The 13634-nt window shown below is 45.5% G+C and carries 17 protein-coding genes; 6 read left to right on the plus strand and 11 right to left on the minus strand.

The features are described 5' to 3' along the window. Positions 1 to 41: 41 nt before the first annotated feature. Positions 42 to 1457, minus strand: a complete 1416-nt coding sequence (pepV, locus tag HF966_RS01050) for a dipeptidase PepV (RefSeq protein WP_168675812.1) — start codon at positions 1455 to 1457, stop codon at positions 42 to 44. Positions 1458 to 1721: 264 nt separating this feature from the next. Here pepV and HF966_RS01055 point away from each other — a divergent pair, with 264 nt between their 5' ends. The 3 genes from HF966_RS01055 to HF966_RS01065 are packed head-to-tail and all read left to right on the plus strand — an operon-like array spanning position 1722 to position 3602. Continuing rightward, a complete protein-coding gene (locus HF966_RS01055) occupies positions 1722 to 1892 on the plus strand; it encodes a hypothetical protein (protein WP_168675813.1) in 171 nt (56 codons plus the stop codon). A gap of 48 nt (positions 1893 to 1940) precedes the next feature. Continuing rightward, the gene (locus HF966_RS01060; protein WP_168675814.1) at positions 1941 to 2765 is read left to right on the plus strand and encodes an NAD(P)H-hydrate dehydratase; all 825 of its coding nucleotides are present in this window, start codon (positions 1941 to 1943) and stop codon (positions 2763 to 2765) included. Between the two features lie 18 nt (positions 2766 to 2783). Further along, the gene (locus tag HF966_RS01065) at positions 2784 to 3602 is read left to right on the plus strand and encodes an exodeoxyribonuclease III (RefSeq protein WP_168675890.1); all 819 of its coding nucleotides are present in this window, start codon (positions 2784 to 2786) and stop codon (positions 3600 to 3602) included. 27 nt (positions 3603 to 3629) lie between these two features. On the opposite strand, the gene HF966_RS01070 is transcribed toward HF966_RS01065, so the two are convergent. From HF966_RS01070 to tsaE, 3 genes are read right to left on the minus strand one after another with little or no spacing between them, the layout of a single operon-like run. Then, a complete protein-coding gene (locus HF966_RS01070; protein ID WP_168675815.1) occupies positions 3630 to 4163 on the minus strand; it encodes a 3'-5' exonuclease in 534 nt (177 codons plus the stop codon). A 13-nt stretch (positions 4164 to 4176) separates the two neighbouring features. Then, the gene (locus tag HF966_RS01075) at positions 4177 to 4668 is read right to left on the minus strand and encodes a GNAT family N-acetyltransferase (protein ID WP_168675816.1); all 492 of its coding nucleotides are present in this window, start codon (positions 4666 to 4668) and stop codon (positions 4177 to 4179) included. Beyond that, entirely contained in the window at positions 4665 to 5114 is a 450-nt protein-coding gene (gene tsaE / locus HF966_RS01080; RefSeq protein ID WP_168675817.1) for a tRNA (adenosine(37)-N6)-threonylcarbamoyltransferase complex ATPase subunit type 1 TsaE, read from the minus strand. The genes HF966_RS01075 and tsaE overlap by 4 nt, the downstream gene beginning before the upstream one ends. Before the next feature lie 72 nt (positions 5115 to 5186). Between tsaE and pncB the strand changes: the two genes are divergently transcribed. Genes pncB through HF966_RS01095 form a run of 3 tightly spaced genes read left to right on the plus strand, consistent with a single transcriptional unit; the run spans position 5187 to position 8079 of the window. After that, positions 5187 to 6536, plus strand: coding sequence for a nicotinate phosphoribosyltransferase (gene pncB, locus HF966_RS01085; protein ID WP_168675818.1), 1350 nt, complete (start codon positions 5187 to 5189; stop codon positions 6534 to 6536). A gap of 1 nt (position 6537) precedes the next feature. Continuing rightward, a complete protein-coding gene (gene nadE / locus HF966_RS01090) occupies positions 6538 to 7362 on the plus strand; it encodes an ammonia-dependent NAD(+) synthetase (protein ID WP_168675819.1) in 825 nt (274 codons plus the stop codon). Positions 7363 to 7389: 27 nt separating this feature from the next. Continuing rightward, positions 7390 to 8079: a MucBP domain-containing protein gene (locus HF966_RS01095; RefSeq protein WP_168675820.1), complete on the plus strand. Its 690-nt coding sequence runs from the start codon at positions 7390 to 7392 to the stop codon at positions 8077 to 8079. Positions 8080 to 8106: 27 nt separating this feature from the next. On the opposite strand, the gene HF966_RS01100 is transcribed toward HF966_RS01095, so the two are convergent. From HF966_RS01100 to HF966_RS01130, 7 genes are read right to left on the minus strand one after another with little or no spacing between them, the layout of a single operon-like run. Further along, entirely contained in the window at positions 8107 to 9192 is a 1086-nt protein-coding gene (locus HF966_RS01100) for a SepM family pheromone-processing serine protease (RefSeq protein WP_168675821.1), read from the minus strand. Next, positions 9193 to 9669 carry a pantetheine-phosphate adenylyltransferase gene (gene coaD / locus HF966_RS01105; protein ID WP_168675891.1) on the minus strand — a complete coding sequence of 159 codons (477 nt, stop codon included), beginning with the start codon at positions 9667 to 9669 and terminating at the stop codon, positions 9193 to 9195. 20 nt (positions 9670 to 9689) lie between these two features. Further along, the gene (rsmD, locus tag HF966_RS01110) at positions 9690 to 10244 is read right to left on the minus strand and encodes a 16S rRNA (guanine(966)-N(2))-methyltransferase RsmD (RefSeq protein WP_168675822.1); all 555 of its coding nucleotides are present in this window, start codon (positions 10242 to 10244) and stop codon (positions 9690 to 9692) included. Positions 10245 to 10268: 24 nt separating this feature from the next. Further along, positions 10269 to 10568: a YlbG family protein gene (locus HF966_RS01115; protein WP_168675823.1), complete on the minus strand. Its 300-nt coding sequence runs from the start codon at positions 10566 to 10568 to the stop codon at positions 10269 to 10271. Continuing rightward, positions 10565 to 11749: an FtsW/RodA/SpoVE family cell cycle protein gene (locus HF966_RS01120; RefSeq protein WP_168675824.1), complete on the minus strand. Its 1185-nt coding sequence runs from the start codon at positions 11747 to 11749 to the stop codon at positions 10565 to 10567. Before HF966_RS01120 ends, HF966_RS01115 begins: the two co-directional genes overlap by 4 nt. 6 nt (positions 11750 to 11755) lie before the next feature. Beyond that, positions 11756 to 12832, minus strand: coding sequence for a glutamyl aminopeptidase (gene pepA / locus HF966_RS01125; protein ID WP_168675825.1), 1077 nt, complete (start codon positions 12830 to 12832; stop codon positions 11756 to 11758). Next, the gene (locus HF966_RS01130) at positions 12804 to 13541 is read right to left on the minus strand and encodes a 2,3-bisphosphoglycerate-dependent phosphoglycerate mutase (protein WP_168675826.1); all 738 of its coding nucleotides are present in this window, start codon (positions 13539 to 13541) and stop codon (positions 12804 to 12806) included. Before HF966_RS01130 ends, pepA begins: the two co-directional genes overlap by 29 nt. Positions 13542 to 13634 lie beyond the last annotated feature (93 nt).

The raw sequence follows: 13634 nt of genomic DNA on the forward strand, positions 1-13634 counted from the left end.
ACAATCAAAAAGCATGCATCACGCGATGCATGCTTTTTTGATTAATCTAAATTCGTAATTTCAGCAATACCCTGGGCATAAATGGCAATGGAACGATACAAATCGTTTAATAAGGCAAATTCATTCACTTGGTGCATCGTATCTGGTGAATCTGGGAACAAAGCCCCAAAGGCGACACCGCGTGCCATCAAACGACCATACGTGCCGCCACCAATGACTTGGTCATGTGCTGGCAAGCCCGTTTGTTCATGGTATACACGGAGCAACGTTGAGACAATCGGATCAGTTGGTGCCACATAATGTGGCACTTGGGCATGCCCGCCAATCGTTGGTGTCACATCCCAACCATCTAAGTGTGCCGTAAGTCCCGCCACGATTTCGTCAGGCGTGATGCCCTTTGGATAACGGAAGTTAAAGTTGATAAAGGCTTCTTGACCAGCCACAAACTTTTGAATGCCGACGTTCATTGACAAAGGTCCCATCACGTCATCCGTGTAATTCACGCCAAACTTTTCACCGATTGTATCTTGATGTGCAGGTGTGCCTAAGTAGGTCAAGAATGACTTGGCTGTGCCGCCAAAATCATAGTCTTGCAAGAAGTTCGCCAAATAAGTGCCAGCATTTTCACCGGTTTCAGGCATGGCCCCGTGGACTTGCTTACCATTGACGACTAATTTAACATCATCCCCATCCGCTTCAACATTACCTGAAATTTGTGCGTTCGCTGCTAAAAATTCTTGGAACGCAGCGACCAAGGCTTCCGATTGTGTCGTCACAACTGTGGCACGGGCGATGCCTGGCACCATGTTCGTGCGCAAACCGGATTCAAAGGCCACCAACTTCACTGACCCACCGTTAGTCGCCTCACCGTTCAAGACAACTTGCACGTTACCCTTTTCGCCGTTGATAATTGGATATTCAGCATCAGGTGAGAAACCAAATACTGGTGCCGGCTCAACTTCAAAGTAACGCGTCATGCCAGTCCAGTCATTTTCTTCATCCGTGCCAAAAATCAAACGCACACGGCGCTTCAAAGGCACTTTCAAATCAGACAAAATCTTGAACGCATAGTAAGCGGCCATCCCTGGACCTTTATCATCTGATGCACCACGCGCAATAATCTTATCTGCTGTGACAACAGGCGTAAATGGGTCTGTTTCCCAACCTTCACCGGCTGGCATCACATCCACGTGAGACAAAATGGCAACATATTCTTCCGCATCTTTGGGGCCAATTTCAATGTAGCCGACCAAGTTGTCAATGTTTTTCGTGGTAAAACCGTCGCGTTCAGCGATGGCTAACATCTTCAATAACGCATCCTTTGGTCCTGGGCCAAGCGGTGCGTCTGGGGTCGCCTTTGAATCGTCACGAACCGATGCAACTTCTAATAAATCTTTCAAATCTGTTATAAAATCAGCTTGTCGTAAAGCCGTTTCTTGTTGCCAATCAATAGTCATAAGTTTTAAAAAACCTTTCAGTAGGATATACCTTATTATACTATTGTCAAGGATTATAGCAAATTCTTGATAGTTTATGCATTGAAGCATCATCTTTTTTTAATAAAATATTACGTAACCAATGGGCCACATGCGATGTCATCTGTTTGTAAAACAACTGCAAATCATTTAAAATGAAAGCAAGTATGAATTAACGCCAGGATTTGTTTTGGGCCAATGCTTGCGTCAAAACGAAAATACAACTGGGTTAAATGCGGGGGAATTATGAAGAAATCAACACTTTATGCGACGATCTTTGCTGTTATTTTAATGTTTGTGTCATTGGTCAGCTGGGTTCTCAAACAAGATACTTTGGCTATTTTGGCTGCTAACTTTGGGTTAATGGTTTTAGCCGTGGTCACTTTGTGGGAGAATCGTCAGAATTTAACCCTTTAAATCCTGATTATTGCTGGTGACCAATTCAGACACATCGAGGGAAGCATCGTGAAGCCATTAACTGAAAACATTTTAACCAAAGTCATCAAAAAACGCCCCACCCATGCCTATAAAGGTACTTTTGGTCGGGTCTTAATCATTGGCGGGACACTGCAATACGGTGGCGCTGTCATTATGAATGCTTTAGCTGCTGTCAACGCCGGTGCCGGTCTTGTCACGGTTGCTACTGACCCAGCAAACTTCACCGCGATTCATAGTCAGTTACCTGAAGCGATGGTCGTCGACTTTAATTCGGATCTCGTTGAACTGGTACAACATCACGATGTGATTCTCATCGGTTCTGGCCTAGGCGATCGCTTGGATATTTTAAAAGCGACCTTTTCAGCAGTTTACCCAAAGCAAGTGGTGATCGTTGACGGTTCAGCATTGACACTCGTGGCTGAGCATCATTTAGATTGGCCAAAATCGCAATTGGTCATTACACCACACCAAATGGAATGGCAGCGTGTTAGTGGTGTCTCAATTGCCCAGCAAGCGTTTGAAGCTTTCAATGTTTTAGCTTGTGCTAATTTCAATGTGCGGCCAATCTTAGTTTTAAAACAATTTCATACCCAAATTTATACCCCAAATGACATTTATGAGTTAAATATTGGTGGCCCACATCAAGCCATGGGTGGCATGGGAGATACATTAGCCGGCATTATTGCTGGCTTTGCCGCCCAGTTTTTTCTCGCCTCGCTTTCCGATGCGGTATTAGCCGCGGTCTATACGCACTCTGCCATCGCAGACGAACTCGCGCAAACCCAATATATTACACGCCCCACGGAAATCAGCCAACAATTGCCGCGTTTTATGAAAAAATACGCAAATTAAACCATAAAGGAAATCATGATGCATTTTATCTCTTGGAATATCGATTCAATTAACGCTGCCATTGAACACAAGTCCGCACGTGGCGAAATGACCTGGGCGGTCTTGCAAGACATCGCTGCACAAAAACCAGCCGTGTTCGCCATTCAAGAAACCAAATTAAAAGCGACCGGCCTCACAAAAAAACAGGCCACGGTTTTGACTGAACTTTTCCCAGACTATCAAATTTTTGTCAATCCCAGTACGGCCCGTTCCGGCTATTCTGGCACGATGGTCTTAACCCGTTTGAATCCACTTGCGGTAACTTATCCAGCGATTGGTGCGCCAGGTGACATGGATCTTGAAGGCCGCATTATAACCCTTGAATTTGATGATTTTTTTGTTTCAACAGTTTATACGCCCAATTCTGGTGCTGCGCTAGCCCGTTTAACTGATCGCGGCGACTGGGATGATGCCTATCGCGCCTATATCCAATCTCTGGATGCGCAAAAGCCAGTAATCTTTAGTGGTGACATGAACGTGGCGCATCACGAAATTGATTTGAAAAATCCAAAAACGAACCATCAATCAGCGGGCTTTACGGATCAAGAACGGGATAAGTTTTCTGCCCTATTGGCTGCTGGATTTACTGATACGATGCGCGCACAAAACCCTGATGTACCTGGCATTTATACGTGGTGGGCACAAATTAGCAAGACCAGCAAAATCAACAACTCTGGTTGGCGAATTGACTATTATCTCGTCAGTGACCGTCTTGCTGATCGCGTTGTTGAAGCAGCCGTGATTGATACTGGTTTACGCCAAGATCACGCCCCCATCTCACTTAAATTAAACAGCTAATCAAAATGACCTCGCCGCTTGGTGAGGTCATTTATTTTTAACAAATGGTTTGATATTTTCTGTGCCAAAATGCTGGGCTTGATAAATCAAAATATTAGCCGCAGCCACGGCATCATCCAAGGCATTGTGATGATGCGCCAACGTAATCCCTAGATTTTCCGCCACTGTATTGAGTTTGTGATTCGCAAAATCTGGGAAAAACTTTCGACTACTGCGCACGGTATCAAGCAACATATAGTGCGGCTGCTCAATACCATAATAGGCTAAGGTGCCGGTTAACACACCATGATCAAAAGGTGCATTATGTGCCACCACGAGTTTTTCCTCAGTAAAAAGTGGCGCGACCTTAGCCCAGATTTCTGGAAACTTTGGCGCATTTGCGACGTCTTGTTCGTGAATGCCGTGAATCGCTGTATTGCGCGCACTAAAATAAGTTTCGGGTTGAATCAAACTATAGAATTCGTCGACGACCTGATCATCTCGCACAACGGCTAAAGCTACCGAGACGGCCGAGTGTTTTTCATGGTTTGCGGTTTCAAAATCCATTGCAACAAAATTCATGTTTCGCCTCCTGTTAAGCGATTGTTTTGCGCATGCGCTGTAGCTTGGTTTCACGCCCATTGGGCAAGATCAGCGGTGTAAGCTGCCCTGTTGTTTGGAAGCCAAACTTCTGATAGATGTGTTGTGCAGGCCGATTATCATGCTGAACATCCAGCCAAACTTCAGTTAGGCCAACCTGTGCTGCCCAATCCAATAAGGCGGACAACAAGCTTTGTCCCAAGCCGGCACCCTGAAATTGTTGTAAAATAGCCATCCCCACTTCACCGTTTTCAATCGACCCAATACCAACTGGCAACGCCAATTCACCTTGTTCAGCGATTAATAACAGCGTAATTGCTGGGCCTTGGCTAACTTCAGGTATCACTTCACCGTCGCGCACACTGGTGATTAAAAAAGTATCCGTTTCTGTCATTAACTGTTCAATCAGCGCTTGCCATTTGGCTGCTTGGTCGAGCTGTGCTTCAGTTAATGAAAAAACAATCGGCTGTGTCATATCAAAAGTCATAGCTGTGCCTCAACTTGAGCAGCTGCCCCGATGCCTTGAATGCGTATCGTGCGGACGTGGTCGTCATCACCACGTAAAAATGTCAATGCTAAACGATCATTGGGTAATAAATCAGCCATGAATTGTGGCCATTCAATCAAAGTCACCCCATCCGTCCCAACATAATCTTCAAACCCTTGATCCTGCGCACCTGTTTCTTCCAAACGATAGGCATCAAAATGATAAATTGGGAACTCACGGGCCGTGTACGTATTCATAATATTAAACGTTGGGCTTTTCACACGTGACTGCACCCCAAGTTCACGGGCAAATCCTTGCGTGAAAGTGGTCTTACCGGCACCCAAATCACCTTGTAAGGTGATCACGAGACCCGGATGGACCAATGCTGCAATTTGGGCAGCAAGCTGTTGTGTTTCTGCTGAATTGTTCGTTAAAATTTCTTTCATGTTTTCATTATATCACGGCTTTTACTGGATATTTTTGCTATAATGAGTTTAATAATTTTAAAGGAAATCACCATGATTTATCCAGACGATTCACTGACGTTACACACTGATCTTTATCAGATTAACATGATTTATACTTACTGGCAGGCAGGTATTGATCAACAACCCGTTGTTTTTGAAGCTTACTTTAGACATGAACCTTTTAATAATGGCTATGTCCTCTTTGCCGGTTTGGCCCATGCCAGTGCCTTTCTTGACAAGCTTAAATTTTCAACTAGCGATATTGACTATCTGCGTAGTCTTGCGCTATACCCAGAAGCTTTTTTACAATATTTAGCGCAGTGGCGCCTAACAGCAACGATTCGCGCACCCCATGAAGGGGAAGTGATGTTTGCCCAAGAACCTTTACTCCAAGTTGAAGGCCCACTCGTTGATGCGCAACTCCTCGAAACGGCGTTACTCAATATGATTAATTTCCAAACGCTGATCGCCACGAAGGCAGCACGCGTCCGCACGGCTGCAGGGCATGACCCTTTGATGGAATTTGGGACGCGTCGTGCACAAGAATTAGACGCTGCCCTTTGGGGCACACGGGCGGCCTTTATTGGCGGTTTCAACGCCACGTCCAACGTGCGGGCGGGTAAATTATTTGGCTTACCGGTCGCCGGAACGCATGCCCATGCACTCGTCCAAGCTTATCAGGACGACTACGCGGCATTTAAAGCATATGCCATGACACATCACGACGTTGTCTTTCTTGTCGATACTTTTGATACGTTACAATCTGGTCTACCCAATGCCATTCGCGTGGCGAAAGAATTTGGCGATCAGATTAACTTCCAAGGTGTCCGCATTGATTCTGGTGATATGGTGGTCTTGTCACAAAAGATCCGCCAGGCACTCGATGACGCCGGCTTCACCCAAGCTAAAATCTATGCATCAAATGATTTAGATGAGTATACAATTACTGACCTTAAAGCACGCGGGGCAAAAATCGATGTCTGGGGTGTTGGTACCAAGTTAATTACCGCCTTTGATCAGCCTGCTTTGGGTGCCGTCTATAAAATGGTGCAAATTGGTGAAAAAAAGACGATTAAACTCTCCGACGATGCCGATAAGATTTCTACCCCTGGTAAAAAACAAATCTGGCGAACACCTTCTGGCGATGTCTTAGCATTGGCCACGGAAACACCCATCGGTACACCCTTATTACAAGACATCTTTGTTGCTGGGCAACGCGTTTATCAAACGCCAACTATGACAGACATTCAAGCGTATGCCACCCAACGCTTAGCAAGCATGCCGGAAACAGTCACACGCTTACAGCAACCAGACACCTATCCAGTCACCTTATCACCAGCTTTGGCGGCGGCTAAAGCTGAAGTGATTCAAGCCATGCAACACCAACATTTGGAGAACTAACATGCGACCTTTACAAGCCAAAATTATCGCGGATTTACACGTCCAACCAAGCATTGACCCGCATCTTGAAGTACGCCGCTCGGTTGAATTCCTGAAAAACTATCTCTTGCAAAATCCACAATACACCAGTTATGTGATCGCTGTTTCTGGGGGCCAAGACTCCACTTTGGCTGGTAAACTTGCTCGCCTAGCAACTCAAGAATTAACGACAGAGACGGGACAAGCCTATCAACTGATTGCTGTACGGCAACCCTATGGTCAACAGCAAGATGAATCAGATGCCCAAGCCGCACTTGACTTTATCCAAGCCGACCAAGTGATCACCACAAACATCCAAACTGCAACCGATGCGATGACACAAGCTTTGCGTGCTGGTGGCCTGAGTGTTGATGATATGAGTCGTGGCTCAATCAAACCAAAAATGCGTATGATCGCCCAATATGCTGTGGCGCGTGAACACGCTGGTGTTGTAATTGGCACCGACCATGCCGCAGAAGCTTTTGCTGGGTTCTTTACTAAATATGGTGATGGTGGCACTGACATCAACCCACTTTGGCGGTTGAACAAACGCCAAGGGCGTGCGATGCTTCAGGCCTTAGCTGCGCCTACGGCACTTTATGAAAAAGTACCAACCGCTGATTTAGAAGATGACCGACCACAATTACCTGATGAAGTTGCACTTGGTGTGCCTTATGACGTGATTGATGATTATCTTGAAGGTCAAACAGTTGCAACACCACTAGCAGAAAAAATCGAAGCCTTGTATCGCGCAAGTGCGCACAAACGACACGAACCAGTTACGATTTATGACACTTGGTTTTACTAATCACTGGATTAACAAGGAGGTTAACTGATGACAAATGAATCACCCGTCTGGGTTTACTATGAAGATATTGCCACCCAAGAAACCATCCAAGCACCACTGCGTCTCGATGGCGCAATTGGTAGTGCATATCAGATTACTTTACCAGAAATTGCCAATTACACTTACGTTGATGCGTCTGGCGACTTAACCAGTATTTTTGGGACGTTACCACAATCAGTCCATCTCTATTTTCGTCCGAGCCATTGGCGCGAAGTTCACCGAGTCACCATGTACATTGGCATCCAAGCAGAAATTTTAGCCTATGATGCACCCAGTGACCAAGCGCAGCCCAGTGCCAATATTGCCAGTGGCAGCTTTTGGGCAACCCCGTTGCGCGTTATAGCTGCTAGCGGCCAATTCTGGTATCAAATTGGTGATCACGCTTGGTTACGCTACGATCCAACCGTGATGTCACTTTCTGACACCGCCCCCACTGCTGAAAATATTAACTACATTCAAGCCCGTACCGTGGCTAATGACCAACCCAATGCGGTGGTCAATTTCTTACCGAACCAAGCCACAGAAGTTTTCTCAGAGCCATATGGCCTCCCAATTGGTAGTGTCGCTGATGGCGACTTTGTGGCCATCGCTGATGAACAACAACACGACAACGGCATTGTGTGGTATCAATTAGCCCATCGCGGTTGGATTAATAGTTTATATATCACAAAATTATAAAAAGCATCGCCGTTTGGCGATGCTTTTTTAACGTTCTTTTGTTTGAATGATTTGCCCAGTAGCCAGATAATTTACCGCATCGTCAAAAGTCCGCACGGGAATAACCTTAAGATTGGGCGCATACTTTTTAGCTGTATCACGTGCCAGTTGATAATTGGTTTTGTGTTGTTCTTCATATTTCAACAACGTCTTTGTCGGTTCAACATATGGCGCGAAGAACACCGTTGACCCAGCTGCCTTGGCCGCCATGACCTTCTTGTCGATGCCGCCAATTTCACCAACATAACCATTCACATTCATCGTCCCAGTACCTGAAATATTCCGGTCCTTTGACAAATGATTACCTGTGAGTTGATCATAAATCTGTAATGTGAACATCAAGCCGCCTGATGGCCCGCCGATCTGCCCCGGATCCACATCGACCTTTGGTACCGTGTCTACTGCCACGTTGTCGGTCAAAACAATGCCAAGACCAGAACGGCCATGAGGGTATTCTGATGACTGGCTGCTAGGTAGTTTAATTGTCTTACCTGATGTCTGACCGTGCTGACCGTTACGTATATAATCAACGGTGACGGTGACCCCTTTTTTCTTATCGGCCAGATATTTGATAAACCCATCTGAGTTTTCATAGTGATGTCCATCGACGGCCGTGATGGTATCGCCAACATGGATGCTGTTTTTAAAATGTGACCCCGCACTGACACTTAAGACATAAATGCCCCGATAGGTTGTTGTGATCGGCCGTTGCGCTTTTTTGAAAGCCACTTGTTCTGCATTGGCGATGGCACTTTGCATGTAAAAATCTTGTACCTGGGCAAAGACCGCTGAACTTTCACCACCTGTAATGTCTTGAGCTGATGAATAAGACAGGTGCGGGTTGATTTTAGTTTGCAAGTAACCAAACACATTGGCTTTGGACAAATAGACTGAGGTAATATTATATCGGCCTTTTGATGTATCATTTTGGCCGTCAATTTTAACAAATTTGGCTAAATCATCGGCTTCGCCTGGACTCTCAATATAACCATCTAAGGGCCAAAACATGGCACCAATGCCCAATAACATGAAAATTGCCGCAACAGCGGCAATGATTTGACTTCTTTTTCGCATCTAATTTAACCGCTCTTTCAACGCATCAACAACCACTTTCGGGACAAATTTCGCCATATTTTCAGCGCCCATGCTGCCAATTTCTTTCACCATCGAACTTGAAATATTTTGATTTTCCGGCTGAGCTAACAACAAAATCGTCTCCACATCCGCCAACGCACTGTTGACCCCGGCAATATCCCGTTCATATTCAAAATCCTTCGAATTGCGCAGGCCGCGTACGATAAACTTTGCGCCCACTTCTGCCATAAATTGAACCGTCAAGCCATGCATTACCGCTACTTTGACGTTTGGCAAGTCTGCAACGACCTGGGAAATCAAATGAATTTTTTCTTCTGGCGTAAACAAAGCTTGTTTACTCGTGTTATGACCAACGCCCACAATCACCTCATCAAAAAGATGACTGGCACGCCGAATAATGTCTAAATGCCCATTTGTCAATGGGTCAAAGCTTCCTGGAAATAGTGCAATACGCATCATCATCCCCCTATTACTCCCTAGTTATCAAATTGATAAATCGTCACAACAGTAATGCCGTATTGTTTTTGCTGCACAATATCAAATGGCGCACTCGCCGCTGGTAAATTAGCCGCATCATTACTTTCAGCTAAGATGACAGCCCCTGGTGCTAATAGACCATTTTCGGCCAAGAACTGCATATCCGCTGCAATGGTTTCTTTGGCATATGGCGGGTCCAAAAAAACTAAATCAAAAGTTTTTTGCGCCCCTTTTAACTGTTGCAATGCTTGTTGCGATGGCATTTTTAATACAGTAAACGCTGTTGTATCATGCGTTTTTTCAATATTGGCTTGGATCACTTTAATGGCTTGAAACTGCCGGTCAACCAAAGTGGCATGCGTCATGCCCCGAGAAACGGCTTCAATACTTAAACCGCCGGTTCCAGCATAAAGGTCTAACACCTCGCCACCACCCAAATAAGGCATCAGCATGCTAAACATCGCCTCTTTCACTTTGTCTGTGGTTGGTCTTGTCTTATCTCCGGACACGGCTTCAAGCCGTGTCCCGCGAAAACGTCCTGCTACTACGCGCATCAATTCTAATCATGGCGCATATCATCACACATCGTGCGTCACGCCATTCTCCTCATCATAATTTTCAAAGAATATGTCATCGTGCATGTCCCCTAAATCAGGATCAATATCTGGTCTTGGTGAACTTAAAACTTCCCGCACGAATTTGTATTGTTTAATTTTATCAATCTGCTGCTCAATCGCTTCATCATTGACATAAAGCATCACAAAACTCATACGCCGTGAGACATAAGTAATCTTACCAAATTTTTTTAATTGTGGCACATGACGCTTATTCTTCAAATAAACATATAAGGCACGCCGTGCTTGTATTTCAAATGTCATTTGTAATCCTTTCTGGCTAACGTATCTGCCGGATGAATGCTGACTTCACGCTTTTGCGTGGCCGCAATATTTAACGTGATCCCAATGGCGGCACTAAAGACAATGTAGGATGACCCACCACCCGAAATAAAGGGAAAGACCACCCCAGTAATTGGCAATACACCAATAACCCCACCTAAATTAACCAACATCTGGATAAAAAGCAACGTCGCAATCCCAAATAACAAGAGACGATAGTATTGGTTACGCTGACGAATCCCTAAAATGACCATGCGGCAAACCAAGATGAGCAGCAAAATGAGCACAGCGGCTGTGGTGACTGCACCAAGTTCTTCTGTCATGACGGCCATGATAAAATCTGTATTGGATTCTGGCAAGTAAGGTTTGATCAAAGAATTGCCTAAACCAACCCCGAAAAAACCTCCATGAGCAATGGCATAGTAGCCATACAGTAATTGCCGACTCGCATCAGCTGCATTTGGGTCCCAAGGGTTCACAAAACTGGTTAAGCGTGCCAAAGCATAATGTTTCCCACTATTAAAATTAAAATAGTGGTTTAATAGCCGAATGATTGTCTGTAAAAAGCCAAAGCCTAAACCACCAATGGCGGCAATCAACGCAATCGTTTTGCGCGAGACACCAGACGCTAGAAAAATGGCTAATAATATCAAAAGTAAAATTAAGCCATTACCATTATCTGGCATAATAAAAACTAAGAACAAAGCTAATGCTGGCCAACGCCAGGCTTTCACCCGCGCGATGGGTTGAAACCGGAGCGGGACATGTGCTTGCCATGGTTCATGGGCAAAAAAAGCAGCAAAATACAAGATAAGCGCAAGCTTTAAAAATTCGGCTGGCTGAAGTGTCACAATGCCCAAGTTAATCCACCCTTGCGCGCCATTGACTGCTGGCATCATAAATTTAGCAATGACTAACGCCCCAATCACAACCCCTAAAATTTGCCTCAAAAGCTTCATTTGCTGCAAAGTTTTCAAATTAAAATGATATAGCGAAAATGCGCCAAACAACCCAATCACAACAAAGAGCGCTTGTTTGATAAAATTCGTTAAGGCGGTGGTTGTCCCTTGCGTGGCCGAAAAAACCATCACAACACCTAACATACTCAGTGTGGCAAATGGTACGGCAATCCAATAATCGAGTTTCTGTAACTTTTTAAACATGCAACTTTAATCACCCATAATAGTTTTGAGATTGGTTTGGTCAAGCGCCTTGGCAATCGCAACGACAAAAGCAGTGGTGGCCTCAAAATCAGCAATTGACCAAAGCGTCTGATGTGTATGAATATAGCGCGACGCCACCCCCAACGCAACGGCTGGGATGCCATTTAATTCAGTTTGTGCCGCCGCCGCATCTGTCCCACCTTTGGGTACAAAGTATTGATATGGGATATGGTTATCTTCAGCAATTGACAACAAAAATTCCTTTAATCGCAATGGCATGACAACGGTTGGATCAAAAACACGTAATAGTGTGCCTTGGTCTAACCGGCCTTGATGCCCAACTGCCCCAGCCGTGTCATCGGCAGCACTTGAATCAACCGCAAAAAAGATATCAGGTTGCATCAAGTTCACCGCACCGTGCGCACCACGCAAACCGACTTCTTCTTGGACATTGGCGCCCATGATCAGTGTGTTAGGGGTCGATTCACCTTGTAGTTGGTCTAAAGCCTCTAAGATTGTCACCAAACCAAAACGATTATCCCACGCTTTTGACATCACCCGTTTCTGATTCGCCGTGAGGACTGTGGCTACCTCGGGTACGATGAAATCCCCTGGTCGGACACCAAAGGCATGCGCCTCTGACGCATCCATAAAGCCGGCATCAAACAAAATATCAGCTACGGTTGGCAACTGCGGCGTTTGCCCAGTGCCACGCAATAAGTGAGGTGCCACTGAACTGGATACGACCGGATAGACTTGGTCTTTGGTAAACAAGCTAAAGCGTTGTGATGAAATTACTGCGGGATTCCAACCGCCAACTGCTGCTACTTTTAACGCACCGCTAGGTAAAATGTCTGTCACAATAAACCCAACTTCATCCATATGCGCGGCAAACATGACACGTGGTGCCGACGTATCAAGATGTTCTTTGACCCCAAAAATACCGCCCAAGCCATCTTGTTGCACGTGATCCACACGTGGCGTCAAGTCACTTCTAAAGGCTTGCCGAATGCGATGCTCTTGGCCAGACGTCCCCTGCAATTCCGTATATTTTTTAATGCATGTCCAAGTGTTTGTCTCCAAGATGCGACTCCTTTTCATGATGTGATTGCTGGGTTGTGATGGCGTGAATATCCTGCCGCTGACTGTAATTGAGTTGTGCATCCACTTGATAAAAAATGGGATCGCCATTGGCAATCTCAAGGCCATCAATGTCTTCATCACTGATATTTTCAATATATTTAATCAAAGCGCGTAAGGTACTGCCATGCGCCACGATGAGTTGATTACGTCCGGCTCTTAAGGCTGGGGCCACGACCGCCTGCCAATAAGGCAACAGGCGCTCGCTCGCCATAGCCAGGCTTTCGCCTTGTGGCTCAATACCGGCGGGATAACGCCGGTCAGGTGTCGTTTCAGTCAACAAAGGCGGCACGGCCGTATAGCTTCGTCGCCACAACGCCACAGCTTCTACACCATATTTTTTCCGAGCCGCATCCTTGTTCAACCCCCGCAATGCGCCATAATGTCGTTCATTTAAACGCCATGTTTTGTGCAGCGGCAACCACGATTGATCCATCTCAGATAAAATAATGTTGGCCGTCATAATCGCCCGTTGCAGATACGACGTATGCACGTCATCAAAAATGAAATGGTGTTGTGCCAAATTCTGTCCAACCAGATGCGCTTGTTGCTGCCCTTTTGGCGTCAAAGGGACATCCGTCCAACCTGTAAATTCATTATCTCGATTTGCAGTTGATTCACCGTGGCGAACCAACACCAACTGCGCTGCCATCACACGACTTCCTTAAATTAATGTTGCTTCTATTATAGCATTAAAAATTCGACAAGTTACGCCTCTCAACACGCCTTTTTTCTTACAATCATG

This window comes from Leuconostoc holzapfelii (assembly GCF_012396485.1).
GTDB classification, from domain to species: Bacteria; Bacillota; Bacilli; order Lactobacillales; family Lactobacillaceae; genus Leuconostoc; species Leuconostoc holzapfelii.

What these genes read in the sequence shown, in the direction of transcription:
- pncB (WP_168675818.1), top strand. Translation starts at nt 5,187, where the DNA reads ATGATTTATCCAGACGATTCACTGACGTTACACACTGATCTTTATCAG.
- coaD (WP_168675891.1), bottom strand. Translation starts at nt 9,669, where the DNA reads ATGCGTATTGCACTATTTCCAGGAAGCTTTGACCCATTGACAAATGGG.
- HF966_RS01120 (WP_168675824.1), bottom strand. Translation starts at nt 11,749, where the DNA reads ATGTTTAAAAAGTTACAGAAACTCGATTATTGGATTGCCGTACCATTT.
- pepV (WP_168675812.1), bottom strand. Translation starts at nt 1,457, where the DNA reads ATGACTATTGATTGGCAACAAGAAACGGCTTTACGACAAGCTGATTTT.
- HF966_RS01130 (WP_168675826.1), bottom strand. Translation starts at nt 13,541, where the DNA reads ATGGCAGCGCAGTTGGTGTTGGTTCGCCACGGTGAATCAACTGCAAAT.
- HF966_RS01095 (WP_168675820.1), top strand. Translation starts at nt 7,390, where the DNA reads ATGACAAATGAATCACCCGTCTGGGTTTACTATGAAGATATTGCCACC.
- HF966_RS01055 (WP_168675813.1), top strand. Translation starts at nt 1,722, where the DNA reads ATGAAGAAATCAACACTTTATGCGACGATCTTTGCTGTTATTTTAATG.
- HF966_RS01115 (WP_168675823.1), bottom strand. Translation starts at nt 10,568, where the DNA reads ATGACATTTGAAATACAAGCACGGCGTGCCTTATATGTTTATTTGAAG.
- tsaE (WP_168675817.1), bottom strand. Translation starts at nt 5,114, where the DNA reads ATGAAAGAAATTTTAACGAACAATTCAGCAGAAACACAACAGCTTGCT.
- nadE (WP_168675819.1), top strand. Translation starts at nt 6,538, where the DNA reads ATGCGACCTTTACAAGCCAAAATTATCGCGGATTTACACGTCCAACCA.
- HF966_RS01075 (WP_168675816.1), bottom strand. Translation starts at nt 4,668, where the DNA reads ATGACTTTTGATATGACACAGCCGATTGTTTTTTCATTAACTGAAGCA.
- HF966_RS01100 (WP_168675821.1), bottom strand. Translation starts at nt 9,192, where the DNA reads ATGCGAAAAAGAAGTCAAATCATTGCCGCTGTTGCGGCAATTTTCATG.
- rsmD (WP_168675822.1), bottom strand. Translation starts at nt 10,244, where the DNA reads ATGCGCGTAGTAGCAGGACGTTTTCGCGGGACACGGCTTGAAGCCGTG.
- HF966_RS01065 (WP_168675890.1), top strand. Translation starts at nt 2,784, where the DNA reads ATGCATTTTATCTCTTGGAATATCGATTCAATTAACGCTGCCATTGAA.
- HF966_RS01070 (WP_168675815.1), bottom strand. Translation starts at nt 4,163, where the DNA reads ATGAATTTTGTTGCAATGGATTTTGAAACCGCAAACCATGAAAAACAC.